The organism is Nocardiopsis sp. CC223A, assembly GCF_030766825.1.
Classification (GTDB): Bacteria; Actinomycetota; Actinomycetes; order Streptosporangiales; family Streptosporangiaceae; genus Nocardiopsis.
The window spans coordinates 1-21,757 of the sequence record NZ_JASFDV010000012.1 but is presented as its reverse complement, the minus strand read 5'-3'; the positions used below and the strand labels follow the sequence as shown (position 1 = coordinate 21,757).

Here is a 21,757-nt window from a genome sequence, read left to right as displayed (position 1 = left end):
CGGGGGTGTCAGGCCGGCATGGTGAAGGGGCGGAACCGGCGCGGCCCGTAGAGCCGCTCCAGGACCTCGTCGAGTTCGACCAGCAGGGCGAACCCGTCGGAGGGGCGCTGCCCGGCCGCGGGCATGGCGCAGCCGCGGGCGAACGAGCGCAGCTCCCGGGGCAGGCGGCCCGCGGTGACGTACTCGATGCACCGGGTCGCCATGTAGATGTCGGTCCGCACCGAGGCGGGGCGGCGCTCGGCCACCTCGGGCGGGTAGAGGTCCTTGCGGTGGGGGACCATCGCGGGGATGTGCGGGGCGGTGCGCGCGGCGTGCGCGGTGACCGAGTAGCACCAGTCGACCAGGACCAGGCCGTGCTCCCCGGGGTGGATCAGCACGTGTTCGGGCACCACCGCCCCGTGCACCACCCCGGCCCGGGAGGCGGCGTCGATCGCGACCAGCAGGCGGCGCCACATCCACGCGGCGTCGCGCGGGTCGATGCCGTCGGGGTACGCGCGGCGCACGTCGGCCAGGCTGTGGAAGCCGTCCAGCCGGGCCAGCACGTTGGCCCTGCGCTCGACGCCGGTCGTGGCGTCGCGGTGGCGGATCGACTCCAGCAGCCGGGGGAAGAACGCCCGGGCCTCGCGCGGACCGTGCCCGCGGATCCGCTCCAGGGCGGTGGCCTCGGCCTCCAGCAGGTCGTTGTCGCGCGGGGCCCGGGGCACCTTGAGCACGGCGCCGCGCCAGTGGCCGTCCCGGTAGCGGACGGGGTACAGGTCGGCGATGTCGCCCGAGGCCAGCGGGGAGGACCCCACGTGGTAGCTCCGGGAGGCGGTGACGACCACGTGGTCGTCGAACCCGATCCGCCCCCGGACGGCCTCCCGGTAGCGCGTCCACATCTCGGTCAGCCGGGTGAAGAGCGCGGCGTCGCCGGCGGGGGTGTCGGGGTGCAGCAGCCGGGCGAGCCGCCGGTGCGCGGCCGCGGCCGCCGCGGGCACGGCGTCGTCGGCGGGGAGCGGCCCGAACAGGTCGGAGGGGTCATGGGCGGTGAGGACGGCGCGGGTGGCCTCCTCGACGGTCATCGGGACCTCCACGGGGGTCATGGGGCGCTCCTGAGCAGCGGCGGGTGCAGGGCGGCGGTGCCGCCCGCCCGGTACAGGCGGGGGCGGCGGCCGCCGCCGGCGCCGCCGCGGTCGGCGAGTTCTCCGGTGTCCCGGACGAACCCGGGGGCGGCGAGGATCTTGCGGTGGAAGTTGGCGGCGTGCAGGGGCCGGCCCCACACCGCCTCGTACACCTCGCGCAGGTCGGTGATGGTGAACACCGGTGGCAGGAACGCGGTGGCCAGGGAGGTGTACTCCAGCTTGGCGCGGGCCCGTTCGACGGCGTCGGCGATGATGCGCGTGTGGTCGAAGGCGGGCTCGTACCGCGCGGTGCCGCCGTGGCCGAGGTCGCGCCAGGGCACCCAGGCCGCCTCCGCGGTGTCGCGGCCCTGCTCGGGGTCGGGCAGGTCGGGGGCGAGCAGCATGTACGCCACCGAGAAGACCCGCATGCGGGGGTCGCGGTCGCGGGCGCCGTAGGTGCCCAGCTGCTCCAGGTGCAGGGTGGTGGGCAGGGCGGTCTTCTCGGCCAGGACGCGCAGCGCCGCGTCGGGCAGGTCGGGGTCGGCGGGTCCGGCGGGGCCGTCCTCGGCCCGGACGAAGCCGCCGGGCAGCGCCCACCGGCCCTGCTGCGGGCTGGCGCCCCGGCGGACCAGCAGCACGAGCGGCTCCCCGGCGCGGATGGTCATCGCCACGACGTCGACGGTCACCGCGACGGGGGCGTAGGCGTGCGGGTCGTAGGCGGCCAGGAACTCCCGCTCGGCCGCGTCCCGCCGCATCCCGTCGTCCACCATGGTCGGTCCAGTTCTTCTCGGAGTGAGTTTTTCTCTGTTCGAGAAGAACTTAACACGGCCTCGATCCCGAGTCCACCCGTTTCTCCGCCGGCCCCGGCCGGTGCCCGGCCGGACCGCGCCGTCCGGTACGGTCGGTCCGGCGGAAGGGGAGCGTGTGGAGAGTCTGACCGACCTGGTGGGGCCGGGTGCGACCGTCGCCCTGGGCGACGGATTCGGCGCGCCGCGGAGCGTCACCGCCGACCTGTGCGCGGCCGCCGCGCGCGCCGGCGGTGTCCGCCTCGTCCTGGGCTGGGTCCCCGAGGCCGACCCCGGACTCGACCCCACCGCGTTCGCCGACGCCCGCACCGTCATGCCCGGCTGGGGCCTGCGCGACCACGTCGACCGCGGTCTCGTCGCCCACCCGCCGGTGCGCATGTCCGCCGTCCCCGCCCTGCTGCACGGCCTCTGGCGCCCCGACCTGCTCGTCGCCTCCGTGGTCCCGGTGCCCGGCGGGTACGCCTTCGGCAGCGAGGTGGGCTGGCTGCGCACCGCCGTCGAGGCCGGCGCCCTGGTCGCGGGGGTGGTCTCCCCGAATCTGCCCCGTGCCGACGCAGGGCCGCCGCTGCCCGCCGACCGCGTCGTCGTCATCGGCTCGAACGACCGCACCGCCGGGACCCTGCGCCCCTCGCCCACCGGCCCCGACCAGGCCGCCATCGCCCGCCACCTGGCGCCCCTCATCCCCGAGGGGGCCCGCCTCCAGCTCGGCTTCGGCCCCGTGCCCGCCGCCCTGGCCGCCGAACTGCGGGTCCCCGTGCGCATCGACTCCGGCCCGCTGCCCGAGGCCGTCGTCGACCTCGACGAGCGCGGCCTGCTGCTGGGCGACCCCGTCGGCATGTACCTCGTCGGCGGCCCCCGCCTGCACGCCTGGGCCGACGGCCGTCCCCTGCTGCACCCGGTCGAACACGTCCTGGACCCCGGCCGCCTGTCCGCCGACCCCTTCGTCGCCGTCAACACCGCGGTGGAGATCGACCACGACGGCCAGGTCAACGTCGAGGGCACCGCCCAGGGCGTGCTCGGCGGCATCGGCGGCCACTCCGACTACGCCGCGGCCGCCACCCGCTCCATCGGCGGGCTCAGCGTCATCGCCATCCCCACCCGCCACCGCGGCCGCCCCACCCTGGTCGAACGCCTCTCCCGGCCGGTGACCACCCCCTCCCAGGACGTGGAGGTCGTGGTCACCGAACGCGGCGTCGCCGACCTGCGCGGACTCTCCCGCGCCGAGCGCCGCGCCGCCCTGGCCGACCTGTGGGGCACCGGGCGCCCCTGAACGCCCCGCACCGTCCCCGCGCACCGATACGCTCGACCGGCGGGCCCCGGCGACACGCCGGACCGGGCACGGGGCTCCTGTCGCCCCGCGGTACTAGCATGGTGCGAACGGACGTTCGAGAAAGGTGTGGGGCGCGTGCGCGTGCTGGGAATCGACCCGGGGCTCACCCGGTGCGGCATCGGTGCCGTCGAGGGCGCCATCGGCCGTCCCCTGAGCCTCATCGGCGCCGACGCCATCCGCACCGGCCCCGACGAGGAGCTGGCCCAGCGCCTGCTGGACGTCGAGCGCGGCATCGAGAAGTGGCTCGACGAGGTACGCCCCGACGCCGTCGCCGTCGAGCGGGTCTTCGCCCAGCACAACCTCAGCACCGTCATGGGCACCGCCCAGGCCAGCGGCATCGCCCTGGTCTGCGCCGCCCGCCGCGGGCTGCCCGTGGCACTGCACACCCCCAGCGAGGCCAAGGCCGCCATCACCGGCAGCGGCCGCGCCGACAAGGCGCAGGTCGGCACCATGGTCGCGCGTATCCTCGGACTCGACGGCCCGCCCCGCCCCGCCGACGCGGCCGACGCGGTCGCCCTGGCCATCTGCCACATCTGGCGCGGCGGCGCCCAGGCCCGGGTGGCCCAGGCACAGCAGGACTTCGCCCGCAAGGTCGAACTGGCCCGCCGCGCCCGCGGCGCCCGCCCCTAGGGAAGGAGAAGGGCACCCGGTGCCCCCATGACATGATCGCGTTCCTCACCGGCCGGGTGGCCGCACGTGGCGCCGGCAGCGCCGTCATCGACGTCGGCGGGGTCGGCATGTCCGTGCAGTGCACCCCGAGCGCCCTGTCCCGCCTGCACGTGGGGGAGACCGGCACCGTCGCCACCAGCCTCGTCGTGCGCGAGGACTCCCTCACCCTCTTCGGGTTCGCCGACGACGACGAGAAGCACCTGTTCGAGCAGCTCCAGACCGCCTCCGGGGTCGGACCCCGGCTGGCCCTGGCCATGCTCTCGGTGCTCAGCCCCGACGCCCTGCGCCACGCCGTGGCCACCGAGGACACCAACGCCCTGACCCGGGTCCCCGGCATCGGCAAGAAGGGCGCCCAGCGCATCGTCCTGGAACTGCGCGGCAAGATCGACCCGCCGGTCTTCACCGACGGCACGCTGCCGCCGGTCCCGGGCAACGCCGCGGCCGGACCCAACGGTGCCTGGCGTACCCAGGTGGTGTCCGGCCTGGTCAACCTGGGCTGGTCCGCCAAGGACGCCGAGGCCGCGGCCGCCGCCGTCGCGCCCCAGGCCGAGGAGACCACCGACGTCGCCGTCCTGCTGCGCAGCGCCCTGCGCACCCTCAGCCGCGCCTAGGGCCTGTTCACGGAGGGTGTTCGCGATGCGCCGGCGGGGTTCTGGAGGCTCGGAGGAGGCGTCTTCGAGGAGAAGCCCGTGGCCGAAGGCCATCCGTTGAGGGCGGTGGTGGGCGACGGGCGGGCGGGGATGTCGACGGAAGGGGCACCGTGCCTTCCTGAAACCCGTTCCCGCCCTTGAAGGGCGCATCGCACGAACCGAAGCGGAGCGGAGGTTCAAAAAGACACAGCCTAGGAGGGCTCACCGTGTACGACGACCACGACCGGCCGACAGGCCCGGCTGACCCCTACACCCGCGACGCCGTGTCGCCCGAGGCCGGGGCCGACGAGCAACGGTTGGAAGGCGCCCTGCGCCCGCGCGCGCTCGACGAGTTCGTCGGCCAGGAACGGGTGCGCGAACAGCTCTCCCTGGTCCTGGACAGCGCCCGCAAACGCAACCGCGCCCCCGACCACGTCCTCATGTCCGGCGGCCCGGGGCTGGGCAAGACCACCCTGGCCATGATCATCGCCGCCGAACTCGGCGCGCCCCTGCGCATCACCTCCGGCCCCGCCATCGAACGCTCCGGCGACCTGGCCGCGGTGCTGTCCACCCTCCAGGAGGGCGAGGTGCTGTTCCTGGACGAGATCCACCGGATGGCCCGCCCCGCCGAGGAGATGCTCTACGTCGCCATGGAGGACTTCCGGGTCGACGTGGTCGTGGGCAAGGGCCCCGGCGCCACCGCCATCCCCCTGGACATCGCCCCGTTCACCCTGGTCGGCGCCACCACCCGGGCCGGGATGCTGCCCGCCCCGCTGCGCGACCGGTTCGGGTTCACCGCCCACATGGACTTCTACTCGGCCGAGGAACTGGAGCGCATCCTGCACCGCTCGGCCGGGCTGCTCGGCGTTCCGCTGGCCGGGGACGCCGCCCGCGAGATCGCCGGGCGCTCGCGCGGCACGCCCCGCATCGCCAACCGGCTGCTGCGCCGGGTCCGCGACTACGCCGAGGTGCGCGGCGACGGGGTCATGTCCCTGGACACCGCCCGCGCCACCCTGGAACTGTACGAGGTGGACGCCCTGGGCCTGGACCGCCTCGACCGCGCCATCCTGGACGTGCTGCTCCGCCGCTTCCGCGGCGGCCCGGTGGGCCTGTCCACCCTGGCCGTATCGGTGGGGGAGGAGGCCGAGACCGTGGAGGTGGTCGCCGAGCCGTTCCTGGTCCGCTCCGGGTTCCTGGCCCGCACCCCGCGCGGCCGGGTCGCCACCCCGCTCGCCTGGGCCCACCTGGGGCTCACGCCCCCGCCGGACGCCGCCTTCGGGGCGGCCGCCGCGGCCCAGGGCAACGGCACCGCGAGCCCCGGCGGTGCCGGCGGCACCACGAGCTCCGGCGGAGCCAACGGCAACGGGTCCTCGGGCGCCCCCTGAACCGTCCCGGCACCGGCCGCGGCCGCCCCGGACCCGAGGCACAACCGTTAACACTCTGATCCGCACCGGAGGGGGAACGGTGACCGGCGCCACGTAAGCTGTGACGAACCGACCGAGAGCGGGGTGACACCCCGACCCGGGAGTGTCGTCCGACACCGAAGGAACGCATCGACCGCCCGGAGCGTTGTAGTCACCGGGTGCCGAGCGGGCCGAACACGTCCGGACCGGCACGAACAAGGTGGTCGTCGCGTTGACCGCGCCGCCGGCCACACGACGAAGACTTCAGGAAGGACGCCCCGTGCAGGGCCTTTACCAACTCGCCGACGGAGCAGCGCCCGCGGGCGGAGGACTCCTCTCCTCGCTCCCCATGATCGCCCTCATCCTCCTGGTGTTCTGGCTGCTCATCTGGCGGCCCAACCAGAAGCGGCGCCAGCAGGAGACGCAGATGCAGAGCGCCCTCGTCCCCGGGGTCGAGGTCATGACCAAGGCGGGTATCTACGGCACCGTCGTCGAGGTCCAGGACAACGACGTGATCCTTGAGATCTCGCCGGGCACCCGGATCCGCATGCTCAAGCCGGGCATCGGCGAGATCCTCACGCCCCAGGCCGACGACACGCCGGTCGAGGACCGCCCCGACTTCGGCGACGACGACCCCAAGCCCAACAACTGACGGCCGCCGCCCCGGCCCCGTGGCGACACCGCCCCGGGGCGGGCAGTCCGGCGCGCCGACACGCGGATCCTCCGGTACCGGCCCCCACCGGGGCCGGTACCGTCGTGTCCGGCCGCCGCGGCACGGCCGCACCGGAACACCGACCGCATCGGAACACCAGTAAGGTCCACACCGCACCATGGCCCACGACGACACCCACGCGGACACCGCCGCCCCGGACCTCCTCCTGGGCCGTATCCGCGACATCCCGGACTTCCCCCGGCCCGGCATCCTGTTCAAGGACATCACGCCGCTGCTCAACGACCGCACGGCGCTGGCCGCGACCGTCGCCGGACTCGCCGCGCCCTTCCGGGACGCCGGTGTGGACCACGTGGTCGGGCTGGAGGCCCGCGGCTTCATCTTCGGCGCCCCGGTGGCCCTGGAGCTCGGAGCCGGGTTCGTCCCCGCGCGCAAAGCCGGGAAACTGCCCGCTTCCGTGATCGACCAGCCCTATGATCTGGAGTACGGCACCGCGACCGTGGAGATCCACGCCGACGCCATCACCGAGGGCTCCCGTGTGCTCATCGTCGACGACGTGCTGGCCACCGGGGGCACCGGGCGGGCCGCGGTGGACCTGGTCCGCAAGGCGGGTGGTACGGTCGTGGGATTCTCCGTCCTGATGGAGCTCACGGCTCTCCACGGACGGGAGAAGCTGTCCGACGTGGAGCCGCACGCCCTCCTCTCGGTCTGAGAAATCCGCTCACGCCCTTCACCGACCCGACGTTCGGCGTACCGGGAACCCCCCGAGGGGACCGGGGCCGTCGACCGCGCGATCGCACGTCAGTGCCGGTGGGAGGCGGGCGGGGGCCACTAGACTGGACGGGGAGCGGCACCGCGGCCGTGATCGGCGACCGGCCTTGAAGATACGCACGTGCACCGGAGCATCCGGGCGACGCCGACCGCCCGTACGATCCGGGCGGAACCGCGGGAGGTAGGCATGCCAGGCGAAGTGGTCTCGACCGGGACGGTACCCGGGAACGGGACGCGACGGGACGCCGCCCGCCCCGGGGCCGACGGGAGCACCCCCCCGGCAGACGAGCGCTCGCCGGCCGATCGCGACCGCCCCACGACCGAAGACCGCCAGGAGGGCGCCGCCACGGCGGCGCCCTCCACCGCATCCACGCCCTCCACCGTGCGAGTCCGCAGGAGACTCGCCCGACTCGGCGCCCAGCGGGGAGTAACGATGAACCCGGTGCTGGAACCACTGATCAAGACCGTGCGCGCCACCCACCCCAAGGTGGACGTGCGGCTCATCGAGCGCGCCTACGAAGTGGCCGCCCATCACCACCGGGACCAGAAACGCAAGAGCGGCGACCCCTACATCACCCACCCGCTCGCCGTCGCCACCATCCTCGCCGAGCTCGGCATGCAGGAGGCCACCCTGGCCGCCGCCCTGCTGCACGACACCGTCGAGGACACCGAGTACACGCTGGGCGAGCTGCGCGCGGACTTCGGTGACGAGATCGCCGAGCTCGTCGACGGCGTCACCAAGCTCGACAAGGTCAAGTACGGCGAGGCCACCCAGGCCGAGACCGTCCGCAAGATGGTCGTGGCCATGGCCCGCGACATCCGCGTCCTGGTCATCAAGCTCTGCGACCGGCTGCACAACATGCGCACCCTGCGCTACCTGCCCTCGGTGGCCAAACGGGAGAAGAAGGCCCGCGAGACCCTGGAGATCTTCGCCCCGCTCGCCCACCGCCTGGGCATGAACACCATCAAGTGGGAGCTGGAGGACCTGGCCTTCGCCACCCTCTACCCCAAGCGGTTCGACGAGATCGCCCGCCTGGTGTCCGAACGGGCCCCCCGCCGCGACGTGTACCTCCAGGAGGTCATCGAGGCGGTCTCCGGCGACCTGCGCGAGTCCAAGATCAAGGCCACCGTCAAGGGCCGCCCCAAGCACTACTACTCGATCTACCAGAAGATGATCGCCCGCAACGTCGGCTTCGACGAGATCTACGACCTCATCGCCGTGCGGGTCCTGGTGGACAGCGTCCGTGACTGCTACGCGGCCCTGGGGACCATCCACGCCAGATGGAACCCCGTGCCCGGGCGGTTCAAGGACTACATCGCCATGCCCAAGTTCAACATGTACCAGTCGCTGCACACGACGGTCATCGGGCCCTCGGGCAACCCGGTGGAACTCCAGATCCGCACCCGCGCCATGCACCGGCGCGCCGAGTACGGCATCGCCGCCCACTGGAAGTACAAGGAGGACCGCAACAGCGGCGGCGCCGCGGCCACGCCCAAGGGCGGCTCCGACATGGCGTGGCTGCGCCAACTCATCGACTGGCAGCAGGAGACCAAGGACCCGGGCGAGTTCCTGGAGTCGCTGCGCTTCGACCTGTCGGTGCAGGAGGTGTTCGTCTTCACCCCGCAGGGCGACGTCATCTCGCTGCCGCAGGGCGCCACCGCCGTCGACTTCGCCTACGCCGTGCACACCGAGGTCGGCCACCGCACGGTCGGCGCCCGGGTCAACGGCCGCCTGGTGTCGCTGGAGACCGAGCTGCACAACGGCGAGACCGTCGAGATCATCACCTCCAAGGACCCCGACGCCGGGCCCAACCGCGACTGGCTCGACTTCGTCAAGAGCGCCCGCGCCCGCAACAAGATCCGGCACTGGTTCACGAAGGAGCGCCGCGAGGCCGCGATCGAGCAGGGCAAGGAGGAGATCGCGAAGGTCATGCGCAAGCAGGAACTCCCTGTCAAGCGCATGTTCAGCGGAGAGGCCATCATGGCCCTGGCCGACGAGCTGCGCTATCCCGACGTGGACGCCCTGTACGCGGCGGTGGGGGAGCGGCAGGTCAGCGCCCAGAACGTGGTCGCCAAACTGGTCGACGCCATGGGCGGGGCCGACGACCACACCGAGGACATCGCCGAGCCGGCGCTGCCCGCCAAGGCGCCCCGCCAGCGCCAGCCCGGCAATCCGGGCGTGGTCGTGGAGGGCGACGCCGACGTGTGGGCGCGCCTGTCCAAGTGCTGTACGCCGGTGCCCGGGGACGACATCGTCGGCTTCGTGACCCGCGGCAACGGGGTGTCGGTGCACCGCGCCGACTGCGTGAACATCGCCACCCTGGACCCCGAGCGCAAGGTGCGGGTGGACTGGTCGCCGACGGAGGACTCGCTGTTCCTGGTGGCCTTGCAGGTGGAGGCGCTGGACCGGTCCCGGCTGCTGTCGGACATCACCCGGGTGCTCTCGGACCAGCACGTCAACATCCTGTCGGCGACGGTGCAGACCAGCCGGGACCGGGTCGCCCAGAGCCGGTTCACGTTCGAGATGGCCGATCCCGCCCATCTGGGCAGTGTGCTGCGTGCGGTGCGCAACGTGGACGGTGTGTACGACGTGTACCGCGTTCGCAATTGACCGCCCGGGGGTGGTCGCGGATGTCCGCCCTCACTGGCCGGTGACGGTGCGGACCGGCCGGGACCGGGTCGCCCAGGGCCGGTTCACGTTCGAGATGGCCGATCCCGCCCATCTGGGCAGTGTGCTGCGTGCGGTGCGCAACGTGGACGGTGTGTACGACGTGTACCGCGTTCGCAACTGACCGCCCGCGGGTGGTCGCGCACGTCCGCCCTCACCCGTCGGCGCGCCGCCCGTGGACGGTCATGCCGTTCATCAGGGTCAGCGCCCAGGGGGCGTCGACCTCGTCCAGGTCCAGGGCGGTGATCAGGTGGCACATCAGGCCCATGGCCATGAAGTACCGGACCTGGTCCCGGGTGCCCCCGGACAGCTCGTGCACCAGGGTGACCGTCGAGGCGTACCCGCGCCGCATCGCCTCCCGGATCTCGGGGACGTCGGCCGCGCTCTGGGCGTGCACCTGGAGCATGAGCAGGTCGCGGTCGGCGATCAGCTCCGCGTAGGAGTCGCCCATCGCGGCCAGCACCTGGGGTGCGGGGGCGTCGAGCGCCTGCTCGGCGCCCTCGCGCAGCGCCTGCTCGATGAGCCCGAAGCAGCGGTCCAGTGTGGCCGTGAACAGGCCCAGCTTGCTGCCGAACAGCCGGAAGACGTAGGCCTGTGAGATCCCGGCCGCGTCGGCGATCTCCGTCACCGGGGTGGCGTGGTAGCCGCTCCGGGCGAAGACGGGCACCGCGTGCCGCAGGATCGCCGCCCTGCGCGCCTCGGCCGTGGAACGGCCCGCTTCGGTGACACTCATGTAAGTGAGTACACACTCATGACCGGCCCCTGTCAAACGCCGGATCGCTCGGGACGGGATCCACAGGAGGCCGGAAGGCGGCGATCCGTACCGGCACCGCCCCGGAGGAGAGCAGGCGCGCCGTCCCGTACTCCTGGAGTCGGACGGCCCCGCCCCCCTCGCCCCGGGCGAGCGGGACCAGGACGGCGGGCGGCCCCGGCCGGGGGCCGGGGCCGCTCACTCAGATACGGATCGTCGTGGACCGCACGATCTCGAACACCGGGTGCCGGTGCGCCTCCGGCTCGAATGCCTCGGCCGGGGCGTCCGGCGGGGCCTCGAAGTACGGTGCCACCACCAGCGCGCGCGGGTGGTCCACGTACTCGCGCAGCACCGGGGCCGCCTCCGCGGCGCCCAGTTCGCGCACGCTGACCAGTTCGATCCAGCCGCCCTTGCGCAGCGTCGCGAACCCGTCCGCGCGGATGTTGCGCACCCAGTCGACCTCCCCGTAGGGGGCGACCAGGAACCGGCCCTCGTTGCTGTCCACGAGGTTGATCGGGACGGTGCGCAGGAAGCCCGTCTTACGCCCCCGCGTCGTGAGCAGGTACGTGTCGGGCGGGCACACCCCGTATTTGACGAAGCCGCCGAGCGCCGCGTTGAGCACCCGTCGGCCACGCGTCATCTCGAACCGCTTCGCCGGTTCGTCCACCATCTGACAACTCCCTCGATCGCTTGTCCCCCATTGTGGTGGTTGCGGGCGGGGAACGGCAGGCCGGAGGTCACCGGAACGCGGAGACGCCGGTCACCGCCTGTCCGATGCTCAGCGCGTGGATCTCCTCGGTGCCCTCGTAGGTGGCCACCGTCTCCAGGTTCACCATGTGCCGCATCACCGGGTACTCCAGGGTGATCCCGTTGGCCCCGTGCACCGACCGGGCCGCGGCGGCCACCCGCTGGGCCGCGGCGACGTTGGCGAACTTGCCGAAGCTGACGTGGTTGTGGTGGGCCAGCCCCCGGTCCTTGAGCCGCCCGATCTGAAGGGCGGTCAGGCCGGCGTGGTTGACGTCCACGACCATGTCGGCGAGCTTGCGCTGGGTCAGCTGGAACCCGGCGATCGGCCTGCCGAACTGCTCGCGGGTGCCCGCGTACTCCAGCGCCGCCTCGTAGCAGGCGCGGGCCGCGCCGGCCGCGCCCCACACGATCCCGTAGCGGGCCTCGTTGAGGCAGGACAGCGGGGAACCCAGCCCGCGCGAGCCCGGCAGGACCGCGTCGGCGGGCAGCCGGACCCCCTCCAGCACCAGCTCGGAGGTGATGGAGGCGCGCAGCGACAGCTTCCTGTGGATGACGTTGGCGGTGAACCCGGGGGTGTCGGTGGGCACCGCGAACCCGCGGATGCCGTCGTCGGTGGCGGCCCACACCACGGCGACGTCGGCGACGGACCCGTTGGTGATCCACATCTTGGTGCCGTCGAGCACCCAGTCGGAGCCGTCCCGGCGGGCGCGCGTGCGCATCGAGCCCGGGTCGGAGCCGGAGTCGGGCTCGGTCAGGCCGAAGCAGCCGATGGCCTCGCCCGCGGCCATGCGGGGCAGCCAGTGCTCCTTCTGCTCCTCGGAGCCGTACTTGTGGATCGCGGCCATGGCGAGGGAGCCCTGCACGGACACGAAGCTGCGCAGCCCCGAGTCCACCGCCTCCAGCTCGCGGCAGGCCACGCCGTAGGCGACGGCGCTGGAGCCGCCGCAGCCGTACCCCTCCAGGTGCATGCCCAGCACGCCCAGGTCGCCGAACGCCTTGGCCAGCCCGCGCGGGTCGGGCAGGGTGCCCGCCTCGAACCAGTCCGCCACGTTCGGCAGCAGTTCGCGGGTGGCGAACGCCCGGACCGCGTCGCGCACGTCGCGCTCGGTGTCGTCCAGGCCGGCGTCCACGGCCAGGAAGTCGCGGGGGTCCGGGGCGGGTGCCTTGCGGTCGCTCATGTGTTTCCTTTCGGGTGCTGCTGGACGGCGCCGCGTTCGACCATCGCGTCGATCCGGTCGGCGGCCAGGCCCAGTTCGGTGAGGATCTCCCGGGAGTGCTGCCCCAGCAGGGGCGGCGCGGTCAGCGGGGGAGGCGTGTTCTCCAGCCGGAACCCGGCGCGGACCTGCTCCAGGAGACCGGCGGTGGGGTGGTCGACGGTGCGCAGCACGTCGTCGCCGTGGGCGTCGGCGGTGCGCAGCGCGTCCAGCACCCCGCGGACCCGGCCCACGGGCACGCCCGCCGCCAGCAGGCGTTCGGCCCAGTGGTCGGCGGGCCGGGAGCGCAGGGTCGCGCTGATCTCCCCGACCAGCTCCCCGCGGTGCGCCACCCGGTCCGGGTTGGTGGCGTAGCGGGGGTCCTTCGCCAGGTCGGGGCGGTCCAGGGCCTCGCACATGCGCCGGTACAGCGCGTCGTTGCCGGCGGCGATGACGAGGTCGGCGTCGGCGGTGGGGAACGCCTGGTAGGGGACGATCGTGGTGTGGGCGTTGCCGACCCGGGCGGGCTCGACCCCGGTGACCAGCGCCTGCTGGGTGAGGTTGACCAGGCCGGACAGGGTGGAGTTGATCAGGGACGCGCTGATCTCCTCGCCCCGGCCGGTGGCGCGGGCCCGCAGCAGGGCGCCCAGGATGCCCACCGCGGCGTTGAGCCCGGTGAGCACGTCGGTGAGGGCCACCCCCACCTTGCTGGCCGGGCCCTCGGCGGGGCCGGTGGTGCCCATCAGGCCGCTCTCGGCCTGCACCACGATGTCGAACCCGGGTCGGCCCGCGGGTTCGTGCTCGGGCCCGAACCCGCTCACCGAGCAGTACACGACCGCCGGATTGCGGGCGCTGACGTCGGCGTAGCCCAGGCCCAGGCGGTCGATGACGCCGGGCCGGAAGTTCTGCACCACCACGTCGGAGCCCGCGCACAGCTCCTGCACGGCGGCCCGCCCGTCGGGGTCCTTCAGGTCGACGGCCAGGCTGCGCTTGTTGCGGTTCACCGACAGGAAGTAGGCGGCCTCCCCGCCCGCCCAGGGCGGGCCCCAGGCGCGGGTGTCGTCGCCCCGGCCGGGCTGTTCGACCTTGATCACTTCGGCTCCCATGTCCGCCAGGAGCATGGTGGCGTAGGGGCCGGCCAGGACCCGGGACAGGTCGGCGACGCGCACCCCGGCCAGGGGTAGGGGTTCGGACACGGATTCACTCCTCGCCGCTGGGCAACTGGTGGTCGTCCCTGAGCTGGTGGTAGCTCTCCAGGCAGCGGCGCAGCGCGGTGGTGAGGGCGGCCCCGGACTGGCCCGCGTAACGGGTCTGCACCCGGCGCACCAGTTCGGCGATGTCCTCGGTGACCGACTCGCCCTCGACCAGGGCCCGGAAGAAGTCCTTGGCCAGGTCGGTGAGGAGCGTGGTGTCGGCTGCGACGATCCGGCCGTCGGCGGTGTCCACGGCCAGGACGACGCCCAGGCGCTGGTACTGGGAATGGCTGGCCACGGAGTCGGGCAGCCGGGCGTAGCCGGAGATCAGGACGACCCGGGGATTGCGGAAGACCTGCCGCATACGGTCGTGCACGTACGTCACCTCTTCGATCGCGGGCATGCGAGAACTCCAACGCTCTGGAGTCTCGCGCCTGGGAGGCGTCCGGGGGGAACCGGACACCCGCGACGTGAGGGCAGGCAAGGGCCAGTATGGCGCGCCCGTTCCCCGGCTGTCGAGCGGGGGCGGCACGAAGCGTGTCCCGGACCACACCCGAATCGCCCTGTTGCGCCCCGCGAGCGCTGTGTTAATCTGCGTCGCAGGTCACGAGTACCAGCGCGAAGCCCCGGCTTGCTGGTCGGCAACCCTCCATCCGCGGTGGGGTGCCCCGGGTGAGGACCAGGTCCCGACACGACCGTGTCGGACAAGCGCGGACCCTTGGCGCTGCCTGATCGGCACCCGTGGGTCCCACGACCCACTGAAGAGGTGTGCCATGACCGTCGTCACTCCCATCGGCTCCGCCCGGTCCGCCCAGCCCGACCTGGGCCGGTGCACGATCGTCACCGCCGAGGAGGGCGTCCCCCTGGTCTTCGGCGGGCGGGTCGAGTACGCCAACCTGGACTACGCGGCCAGCGCCCCCTGTCTGACCCCGGTCGCCGAGGCCCTGTCGGCGGCCCTTCCCCACTACGCCAGCGTGCACCGCGGCGCCGGGCACCACTCCCAGGTCAGCACCGACGCCTACGAGCGGGCCCGCCGCTCGGTGTCCCGCTTCCTGGGGGCGCGCACCGAGCCCGCCGACGCCGTGGTGTTCGTGCGCGGCACCACCGACGCCCTCAACCTGCTGGCCCGCGCGGTGCCACAGGGCTGCACGGTGGTCGTGTTCGAGTCCGAGCACCACGCGAGCCTGCTGCCCTGGGAGCACCCGGCCTCCCGAGCCGGGTCGGTCGTGCGCCTGCCGCTGCCGGAGTCCCCGCGGGCGGCGATCGACGCGGCCCGCGCCGCCCTGGCCGCCGCCCCGCGGGGGCCGCGCCTGCTCTGCGTCACCGCCGCCTCCAACGTCACCGGCGAGATCTGGCCGGTCGAGGAGCTGGTGGCGGTCGCCCACGCCGAGGGCGCCCGCGTGGTGGTGGACGCCGCCCAGTACGCCCCGCACCTGCCGTTCAGCCTGAGGGACACCGGCGCCGACTACGTCGCCCTGTCCGCCCACAAGCTCTACGCCCCGTTCGGGTCGGGCGTGCTGGCCGGGCGCGCCGACTGGTTGCAGGAGGCCGCGCCCTACCTGGCCGGCGGTGGTGCCACACGGCTGGTCACCGAGCACGACGTGGTGTGGAACGACCTGCCCGCCCGGCACGAGGCGGGCAGCCCCAACGTGCTGGGCGCGGTCGCCCTGGCCGCGGCCTGCGACACCCTGACCCCGCGGGTGCAGGAACTGCTGCACATCCGCGAGACCGCGCTGGTGGAGCGGTTGCGCGCGGGGCTGGCCGAGATCGGGGGCGTGCACGAGCTGTCCCTGTGGGGCGAGGACCATCCGCGGGTGGGCATCGTGTCGTTCGTCGTGGACGGGATCCCCGCCGACCTGCTGGCGGCGGCGCTGTCGGCCGAGTACGGGATCGGCGTCCGCGACGGCCTGTTCTGCGCCCACCCGCTCACCCGCCACCTGCTGCCGCGGGGGCACGGCCAGGCGGTCCGGGCCAGCCTGGGCATCGGCACCACCTGGGAGCACGTGGACCGGCTCGTCGGCGCGGTCGCCGACCTGGTCGAGCGCGGCCCGCGCTGGGAGTACGCGGACGCCGACGGGCGCCTGGTCCCGGTGCCCGACCCCCGTTGACGGTCACCCCGCCGGGCCCCTGCGGCGGGGCGGCCCCCGCCGTCCCCCGGGACGGGGGTCCCCGATCGGGGGCGTCGCCTGCGGGCGGCGCCCCCGATGTGCGTTTCGGGACCTACGCCTCGGAAACCTTGAGGGCACAAGGCACGACAAACGACGAAATAGGGCACATAACACAGGAGGATGTGCCGGGAATCACTTTTCCAGGGGGTAGCATCAGGCCCTGATGGCATGGCGCGGTGCCGCGGACCCGATCGGTCCTGTCGACGGCGCACCCTGCCTCCCACGAGCGGACCGGCTGGGGGAGCGTGATCGTGACGGACGTCCGAGGCAACGGGGCGGGACCGCTCACGGGCGCCCATCGGGAACCGGTGCGCCGCCGCGGCCGCGGCTCCGGCGTCGTCGACCTGCGCGGCCGGCCCCCGCGCCCGAGCCCGGAACCCGACGAGGCCGTCCGCCGCCACACCGCGTTCCTGAACCGGGTGACCGCCTACCTGTGCGCCGACGCCCGGACCACCCAGTTCGTCGACTGGGGCTGTCCGGTGCCCGGCCTGGCCGACGTGGTCCGCGCCCACCGGCCCGGGGCCCGCGTCGTCCACATCGCCCCGTCCGGGGTCGCCGGGACCCTCGCCTCCTCGGACGGAGCCGTCGTCTCCGGCGACGGCGGCCCCTCCGCCGCCCTGCACCGCCTCACCACCTCCGGGCTCGTCGACCTCGACGAGCCCGTCGCCGTTCTCATGACCCGGCCCTTCACCGCGGACACCCCTCCCGAGGGCGTCGCCGACCTGTACGGCCTGCTGCGCGGCGGCGGCCACCTCGCCCTGGCCTCCACCGCGCCCCACCAGGTGCTGCTGCGCGCCCTGGCCCCCTTCCACCCCGTCGAACCCGGGGCCGCCGACCTGACGTGGTGGCCCTACCCGGACGAGGACGTGGCGGACCGCGGCAGCGGAATCCTGGGCGCGCTCGGCCGCGCGCCCGCACGAGGCGGGGGCACGGGACGATGGCGGCGCTGAACTGGACCGGGGAGATCCTGGCGCAGCTCCAGTTCTACTGGGACTTCTCGCTGTGGCCCCGGCTGGAGGGGCTCACCGACGCCGAGTTCCACTGGGAGCCCGCCCCCGGCGCCTGGGGCGTGCGCCCCGGCCCCGACGGCCGCTTCCGCCCCGACCGTGTCACCCCCGAGCCCGACCCGCCGCCGGTCACCACCATCGCCTGGCGGCTGGGCCACATCGTCGTCGAGGTCCTGGAACTGCGCGACGACCGCCACTTCGGCCACGGCGCCCTGCACGGCGTCGAATGGCCCGGCACCGCCGACGGCGCCCGCGAACGCCTGCGCCTGGCGTACCTCTCCTGGTCCGACCACGTCCGCTCCCTGGACGAGGAGGGCCTGGCCGCCCCGGTCGGCGGCACCGAGTCACCCGAGTGGGCCGACTTCCCCATGGTCGCCCTCGTCCTGCACGTCCAGCGCGAGGTCATCCACCACAACGCCGAGGTCGCCCTGCTCCGCGACCTCTACCGCGCGGGCTCCCGGTGACCTCGTGCGCTAGACGACCTGGAGGGGGTCGACGCGGATCTGGGCCAGGTGCTCCTCGCGGCGGGCGCTGCGGGCGGCCGCCGCGACCTTGAGGGCGCGGGCCAGGGCGCCCACACCGGCGCGGGGCACCCGGAGCAGGGCGCGCTCGGTCGTGTTCGTCCCGCCCGGGCCGGTCGGGCCCTCGCGGTCGGGCCCGACGGGCACCGGGCCCAGGAGCTCCACCCCCTCGGGCAGCTCCACCTGGTCCAGGAGTTCGCGCACGTGCTCGGGGCCGCCGGTCACCGACGCCATCGACACCGCCGGGGGGAAGGCCAGCTCGCGGCGGTCGGCCAGCTCGCGTTCGGCGAACCCCGCCGGGTCCCAGCGCACCAGCGACTGCACCACCGGCGAGGACGCGTCGGCGCACACCACCACCGTGCCGCCCGGGCGCACCAGGGCCGCCGCACTCAGCCAGCGCCGCAGCGTCTCCTCGGTCGCCCGCAGGTCCAGCCGGTTGAGCAGCGCCCAGCCGTCCAGCAGCACCGCCGCCGCGTAACCGCCCTCGGCCACCGGTTCGGCGCCCGGGGTGGCCACCACCAGCGACGGCGACCCCGGTACCGCGGCCAGCACCTCGTCGCGGCCCGAGGTGCGCACCGTCACCGACGGGAAGGCCCGCCCCAGCTCCTCCGCGGTGCGCCGGTCGCCCACCACCACCGCGCGCATCCGGGTCACCCCGCACTCGGGGCACGCCCACGCGCCCGCCACCCGCCCGCACCACCCGCAGGAGGGCAGGGCGTGCGAACCGCGCACCGCCAGCGGACCATGGCAGGCGTCGCAGCGCGCGGGCTCCCGGCAGCCCGCACAGGCCAGCGTCGCCAGGTAGCCGCGCCGCGGCACCTGGAACAGCACCGCGCCCTCCCGCGAGGCCTGCCTGGCCACCCGCAGGGCCAGACCGGGCAGCCGCGCCGAGCGCGCGGCCCCGTCCCGCTCCAGCTCCCGGTCGTCACCGGCGGCCCGCACCACCGGGGCGCGCCGCCGCAGCACCGCCCGGTCGGCGACCAGCTGCCCCGCCCAGCCCGAGTCCACCAGCATCTGGGCGTCGGTGGTCCGGGTGTGCCCGCCGATCAGCGCCCCGGCCTGCGCCCGGTGGGCGCGCATCGACAGCACCGTGCGCGCGTGCGGGTAGGGGGCGTGCGGGTCGGCGTGCACGTCGTCCCCGTCGTCCCACAGCACCACCAGGCCCACGTCGCGCACCGGGGCGAACGCCGCCGCCCGGGTGCCGACCACCACCCGCACCCGGTCGCGCAGCACCGCCAGCCACCGCCGGTACCGCTCGGCCGGGCCCAGTCCGGCGGTCAGTGCCACGTGCCGGTCCGGGCCCAGCACCGCGGTCAGCGCCGCGTCCACCCGCTCCACGTCCCGGCCGTCGGGCACCACGACCACGGTGCCCCGCCCGGCGGCCAGCGCGGTGCCCGCCGCCACGGCGATCGCCTCGGGCCAGTCCGGGCCCGGCAGCGCGTTCCACACCGCCCGGGGCGCCCTCCCCGCGGCCAGCTCCGCCAGGAACGCCGGGCCGTCGGGGTAGTCCCGCCACGGCCCCGCCTCCGGCGCGGCGAGGTCCCCCTCGGCGCACCCGGCCGACTCCTCCTTCTCGGCCCGGGCGTGCCGGGGCGGCACCGCCAGCCGCAGCACGTCGCTCAGGGTGCCCGCGTACCGGTCCGCGACCGCGCGGGACAGCCCCAGGACCTCGGGGGTGAGCACCGGCTCGGGGGAGACCACCGAGTCCAGGTAGGCCAGCCGCCCGGCGAACTCCGACGCCTCCACCCGCTCGGCCAGGAACCCGGCCAGCTTCCGGTTGTTGAACCGCACCCGCACCCGGCAGCCCGGCACCGCCGCCTCGTCCATGTCGGCGGGCACCCGGTAGTCGAAGTACCGGTCCAGGTGCGGCAGCGGGGTGTCCACCACCACGCGCGCGACCGGCAGCCGCTCGGCGGGCGTGCGCGGGGCCGGGCGGCCGGACCGCTTCTTCTCCGGCTTCCTCCCCTGTTTCTTCTCCACCGGGGCGGCGGCAAGCTCGAAGAGGACCCCGTCGGGTCCGGTGGGCTGGGATGTCATCACCCTCTGGTGTACCAGAAGCCGGCGACACCGGCCGTGGGACGCCCTGGACGGCTGGTAGAACTGGGAACCGCGGCGGTGGGCCGCGGACCGCACAGCCAGGGGGGACCCGCATGAAACTCGTCTTCGCCGGAACACCGCAGGTCGCGGTCGCGTCCCTACAGGCCCTGATCGACTCCGACCACGAGGTCGCCGCCGTCGTCACCCGACCCGACGCCCGCTCCGGGCGCGGGCGCAAGGTGGCCCCCAGCCCGGTCGCCGAACTCGCCGAGAAGGCGGGCATCGAGGTCCTCAAGCCCCTCAAGGCGGGCGACCCGGCCTTCCTGGCCCGCCTGGCCGAGATCGCCCCCGACTGCTGCCCGGTGGTCGCCTACGGCGCGCTGCTGCCCCAGGCCGCCCTGGACATCCCCCGCCACGGCTGGGTCAACCTGCACTTCTCCCTGCTGCCCGCCTGGCGCGGCGCCGCCCCCGTCCAGCACGCCGTCCTGCACGGCGACGACGTCACCGGGGCCTCCACGTTCCGGATCGTCAAGGAACTGGACGCCGGCCCCGTCTACGGCACCCTCACCGAGGCCGTCCGCCCCACCGACACCAGCGGCGAACTCCTGGACCGGCTGGCCGACGCGGGCGCGGGGCTGCTGGTCCGCACCCTCGACGGCATCGCCTCGGGCGAGCTGTCCCCGGTCCCGCAGCCCGACGCCGAGGTCTCCTACGCCTCCAAGCTGGAGCCCGCCGACGCCGAGGTCGACTTCACCGCCCCGGCCCAGCGCGTCGACCGGCTGGTGCGCGCCTGCACGCCCGCCCCCGGAGCCTGGACGACCTTCCGCGGCGCCCGGCTCAAGCTCGGACCCCTCGTCCCCGTCACCGACGCCGACACCCCGGTGCTGGACCCGGGCCGCCTGCACGCCGACAAGAAGCGGGTGCTGGTCGGCACCGCCACCCACCCGGTCCGGCTGGGCGAGGTGCAGCCCCAGGGCAAGCGCGCGATGAACGCCGTGGACTGGGCCCGTGGCGTGCGTCCCACCGCGGATGACCGCCTGGGCGACTGAGCTGCCGTAGGCTCGTGACCGGGTGGGGCCGCGCCCCGCCCGGTCACGTCCTTCCAGATCCGGCTTTCAGGTCCAGGAGCAGCACACGTTGAGCGAGCAGTCCCGATCCCCGTACCGCCGTCCGCGCCGCGGGCCCCACTCCGGCGGGGCACGGTCCGGCGGGACCCAGGGCGCTGCCGCGAAGTCCGGCGCGCCCCGCGACCCGGCCCGCCGGGTCGCCTACGACGTCCTGCGCGCGGTCCAGGACCGCGAGGCCTACGCCAACCTGCTGCTGCCCTCCCTGCTCGGCGAACGCGGCATCGCCGGGCGCGACGCGGCCCTGGCCACCGAGCTGACCTACGGCACCCTGCGCCGCCAGGGCACCTATGACGCGATCATGGAGACGTGCGTGGACCGCACGCTGGCCTCCGTGGACGCCGAGGTGCTGCCGCTGCTGCGGCTGGGCGCCCACCAGCTGCTGTCCACCAAGATCCCGCCGCACGCCGCCGTCAGCGCCACCGTGGACCTGGCCCGCCGGGTGGTCGGCCAGCACCGGGCCCGGTTCGCCAACGCGATCCTGCGCAAGGTCTCGGCCCGCGACCTGGACGAGTGGACCGCCGTCATCGCCCCGGACCGCGCCGTCGACCCCAGCGGGTACCTGTCGGTGGTGCACAGCCACCCGCGCTGGATCGTCAAGGAGCTGGCCCGCGCCCTGGGGGAGCGGTCCAAGACCGGCCTGGTGGAGACCGAGCGCCTGCTCGTCGCCCACAACGAGCGCCCCAAGGTGACCCTGGTGGCCAAGCCGGGCCGCGCCACCGTCGACGACCTGGTCGCGGCCGGGGCCGAGCCCACCCCGTACTCGCCGTTCGGCGCGCGGCTGCCCGAGGGCGACCCGGCGGCGATCCGCGAGGTCCGCCAGGGCCGCGCCGCCGTCCAGGACGAGGCCAGCCAGCTGGTGGCGCTCGCCCTGACCCGGGTCGACGTCCAGGGCCGCGACGAACTGTGGCTGGACATGTGCGCGGGCCCCGGCGGCAAGGCGGGGCTGCTCGCCTCGCTGGCCGGGCGC

General features: G+C 74.4%; 20 protein-coding genes, 1 pseudogene and 1 riboswitch. Of the genes and pseudogenes, 13 read left to right on the top strand and 8 right to left on the bottom strand.

Translation table 11 applies throughout. From position 1 onward, the window contains the following. Positions 1-8 precede the first annotated feature (8 nt). Positions 9-1,082, bottom strand: coding sequence for a molecular chaperone DnaJ (locus QJS33_RS06990; RefSeq protein ID WP_306367040.1), 1,074 nt, complete (start codon positions 1,080-1,082; stop codon positions 9-11). After that, positions 1,079-1,870 carry an NUDIX domain-containing protein gene (locus QJS33_RS06985; protein ID WP_306367039.1) on the bottom strand — a complete coding sequence of 264 codons (792 nt, stop codon included), beginning with the start codon at positions 1,868-1,870 and terminating at the stop codon, positions 1,079-1,081. The genes QJS33_RS06990 and QJS33_RS06985 overlap by 4 nt, the downstream gene beginning before the upstream one ends. 154 nt (positions 1,871-2,024) lie before the next feature. Between QJS33_RS06985 and QJS33_RS06980 the strand changes: the two genes are divergently transcribed. The 8 genes and pseudogenes from QJS33_RS06980 to QJS33_RS06945 all read left to right on the top strand — a co-directional run. Next, complete coding sequence (locus QJS33_RS06980) at positions 2,025-3,176, top strand: acetyl-CoA hydrolase/transferase C-terminal domain-containing protein (RefSeq protein ID WP_306367038.1); 1,152 nt, start codon at positions 2,025-2,027, stop codon at positions 3,174-3,176. A gap of 135 nt (positions 3,177-3,311) precedes the next feature. After that, positions 3,312-3,866 (top strand): crossover junction endodeoxyribonuclease RuvC, encoded by a 555-nt coding sequence (gene ruvC / locus QJS33_RS06975; protein ID WP_306367037.1) that lies wholly within the window; start codon positions 3,312-3,314, stop codon positions 3,864-3,866. Between the two features lie 32 nt (positions 3,867-3,898). Further along, complete coding sequence (ruvA, locus tag QJS33_RS06970) at positions 3,899-4,516, top strand: Holliday junction branch migration protein RuvA (protein WP_306367036.1); 618 nt, start codon at positions 3,899-3,901, stop codon at positions 4,514-4,516. A 245-nt stretch (positions 4,517-4,761) separates the two neighbouring features. Further along, positions 4,762-5,919 carry a Holliday junction branch migration DNA helicase RuvB gene (gene ruvB, locus QJS33_RS06965; RefSeq protein ID WP_306367035.1) on the top strand — a complete coding sequence of 386 codons (1,158 nt, stop codon included), beginning with the start codon at positions 4,762-4,764 and terminating at the stop codon, positions 5,917-5,919. Positions 5,920-6,217: 298 nt separating this feature from the next. Beyond that, positions 6,218-6,589 (top strand): preprotein translocase subunit YajC, encoded by a 372-nt coding sequence (gene yajC, locus QJS33_RS06960; RefSeq protein ID WP_306367034.1) that lies wholly within the window; start codon positions 6,218-6,220, stop codon positions 6,587-6,589. A gap of 178 nt (positions 6,590-6,767) precedes the next feature. Next, complete coding sequence (locus QJS33_RS06955) at positions 6,768-7,319, top strand: adenine phosphoribosyltransferase (RefSeq protein ID WP_306367033.1); 552 nt, start codon at positions 6,768-6,770, stop codon at positions 7,317-7,319. Positions 7,320-7,811: 492 nt separating this feature from the next. Further along, the gene (locus QJS33_RS06950; RefSeq protein WP_306367032.1) at positions 7,812-9,989 is read left to right on the top strand and encodes a bifunctional (p)ppGpp synthetase/guanosine-3',5'-bis(diphosphate) 3'-pyrophosphohydrolase; all 2,178 of its coding nucleotides are present in this window, start codon (positions 7,812-7,814) and stop codon (positions 9,987-9,989) included. Positions 9,990-10,041: 52 nt separating this feature from the next. Further along, positions 10,042-10,170 (top strand): annotated as a pseudogene (locus tag QJS33_RS06945) (ACT domain-containing protein); the annotation flags it as partial. Positions 10,171-10,200: 30 nt separating this feature from the next. Here QJS33_RS06945 and QJS33_RS06940 read toward each other — a convergent pair. From QJS33_RS06940 to QJS33_RS06920, 5 genes are all read right to left on the bottom strand, one after another. Beyond that, a complete protein-coding gene (locus QJS33_RS06940) occupies positions 10,201-10,779 on the bottom strand; it encodes a TetR/AcrR family transcriptional regulator (RefSeq protein WP_306367030.1) in 579 nt (192 codons plus the stop codon). A gap of 220 nt (positions 10,780-10,999) precedes the next feature. Then, on the bottom strand, positions 11,000-11,467 hold the full coding sequence (locus QJS33_RS06935) for a nitroreductase/quinone reductase family protein (protein ID WP_306367029.1): 468 nt from the start codon (positions 11,465-11,467) through the stop codon (positions 11,000-11,002). A 67-nt stretch (positions 11,468-11,534) separates the two neighbouring features. Further along, entirely contained in the window at positions 11,535-12,722 is a 1,188-nt protein-coding gene (locus QJS33_RS06930) for an acyl-CoA dehydrogenase family protein (protein ID WP_306367028.1), read from the bottom strand. Beyond that, positions 12,719-13,933, bottom strand: coding sequence for a CaiB/BaiF CoA-transferase family protein (locus QJS33_RS06925; RefSeq protein ID WP_306367027.1), 1,215 nt, complete (start codon positions 13,931-13,933; stop codon positions 12,719-12,721). The genes QJS33_RS06930 and QJS33_RS06925 overlap by 4 nt, the downstream gene beginning before the upstream one ends. Before the next feature lie 4 nt (positions 13,934-13,937). Beyond that, the gene (locus QJS33_RS06920; RefSeq protein ID WP_306367101.1) at positions 13,938-14,294 is read right to left on the bottom strand and encodes a DUF3870 domain-containing protein; all 357 of its coding nucleotides are present in this window, start codon (positions 14,292-14,294) and stop codon (positions 13,938-13,940) included. Positions 14,295-14,532: 238 nt separating this feature from the next. Continuing rightward, positions 14,533-14,647, top strand: a riboswitch (SAM riboswitch). A gap of 56 nt (positions 14,648-14,703) precedes the next feature. Here QJS33_RS06920 and QJS33_RS06915 point away from each other — a divergent pair. The 3 genes from QJS33_RS06915 to QJS33_RS06905 all read left to right on the top strand — a co-directional run bounded on the left by QJS33_RS06915 (position 14,704) and on the right by QJS33_RS06905 (position 17,569). Then, a complete protein-coding gene (locus QJS33_RS06915; RefSeq protein WP_306367026.1) occupies positions 14,704-16,038 on the top strand; it encodes an aminotransferase class V-fold PLP-dependent enzyme in 1,335 nt (444 codons plus the stop codon). A gap of 311 nt (positions 16,039-16,349) precedes the next feature. After that, entirely contained in the window at positions 16,350-17,048 is a 699-nt protein-coding gene (locus QJS33_RS06910; protein ID WP_372339605.1) for an SAM-dependent methyltransferase, read from the top strand. Continuing rightward, positions 17,036-17,569: a DinB family protein gene (locus tag QJS33_RS06905; RefSeq protein ID WP_306367024.1), complete on the top strand. Its 534-nt coding sequence runs from the start codon at positions 17,036-17,038 to the stop codon at positions 17,567-17,569. Before QJS33_RS06910 ends, QJS33_RS06905 begins: the two co-directional genes overlap by 13 nt. 9 nt (positions 17,570-17,578) lie before the next feature. On the opposite strand, the gene QJS33_RS06900 is transcribed toward QJS33_RS06905, so the two are convergent. Next, entirely contained in the window at positions 17,579-19,663 is a 2,085-nt protein-coding gene (locus QJS33_RS06900) for a primosomal protein N' (RefSeq protein ID WP_306367023.1), read from the bottom strand. A 113-nt stretch (positions 19,664-19,776) separates the two neighbouring features. Between QJS33_RS06900 and fmt the strand changes: the two genes are divergently transcribed. Continuing rightward, entirely contained in the window at positions 19,777-20,712 is a 936-nt protein-coding gene (fmt, locus tag QJS33_RS06895; RefSeq protein WP_306367022.1) for a methionyl-tRNA formyltransferase, read from the top strand. An 88-nt stretch (positions 20,713-20,800) separates the two neighbouring features. Then, positions 20,801-21,757: transcription antitermination factor NusB (locus QJS33_RS06890; protein ID WP_306367021.1), on the top strand; the 957-nt coding region annotated here is incomplete at its 3' end.

What these genes read in the sequence shown, in the direction of transcription:
- fmt (WP_306367022.1), top strand. Translation starts at nt 19,777, where the DNA reads ATGAAACTCGTCTTCGCCGGAACACCGCAGGTCGCGGTCGCGTCCCTA.
- QJS33_RS06985 (WP_306367039.1), bottom strand. Translation starts at nt 1,870, where the DNA reads ATGGTGGACGACGGGATGCGGCGGGACGCGGCCGAGCGGGAGTTCCTG.
- QJS33_RS06900 (WP_306367023.1), bottom strand. Translation starts at nt 19,663, where the DNA reads ATGACATCCCAGCCCACCGGACCCGACGGGGTCCTCTTCGAGCTTGCC.
- QJS33_RS06905 (WP_306367024.1), top strand. Translation starts at nt 17,036, where the DNA reads ATGGCGGCGCTGAACTGGACCGGGGAGATCCTGGCGCAGCTCCAGTTC.
- QJS33_RS06920 (WP_306367101.1), bottom strand. Translation starts at nt 14,294, where the DNA reads ATGCGGCAGGTCTTCCGCAATCCCCGGGTCGTCCTGATCTCCGGCTAC.
- QJS33_RS06935 (WP_306367029.1), bottom strand. Translation starts at nt 11,467, where the DNA reads ATGGTGGACGAACCGGCGAAGCGGTTCGAGATGACGCGTGGCCGACGG.
- QJS33_RS06955 (WP_306367033.1), top strand. Translation starts at nt 6,768, where the DNA reads ATGGCCCACGACGACACCCACGCGGACACCGCCGCCCCGGACCTCCTC.
- QJS33_RS06990 (WP_306367040.1), bottom strand. Translation starts at nt 1,082, where the DNA reads ATGACCCCCGTGGAGGTCCCGATGACCGTCGAGGAGGCCACCCGCGCC.
- QJS33_RS06940 (WP_306367030.1), bottom strand. Translation starts at nt 10,779, where the DNA reads ATGAGTGTCACCGAAGCGGGCCGTTCCACGGCCGAGGCGCGCAGGGCG.
- QJS33_RS06915 (WP_306367026.1), top strand. Translation starts at nt 14,704, where the DNA reads ATGACCGTCGTCACTCCCATCGGCTCCGCCCGGTCCGCCCAGCCCGAC.
- QJS33_RS06950 (WP_306367032.1), top strand. Translation starts at nt 7,812, where the DNA reads ATGAACCCGGTGCTGGAACCACTGATCAAGACCGTGCGCGCCACCCAC.
- QJS33_RS06930 (WP_306367028.1), bottom strand. Translation starts at nt 12,722, where the DNA reads ATGAGCGACCGCAAGGCACCCGCCCCGGACCCCCGCGACTTCCTGGCC.
- ruvA (WP_306367036.1), top strand. Translation starts at nt 3,899, where the DNA reads ATGATCGCGTTCCTCACCGGCCGGGTGGCCGCACGTGGCGCCGGCAGC.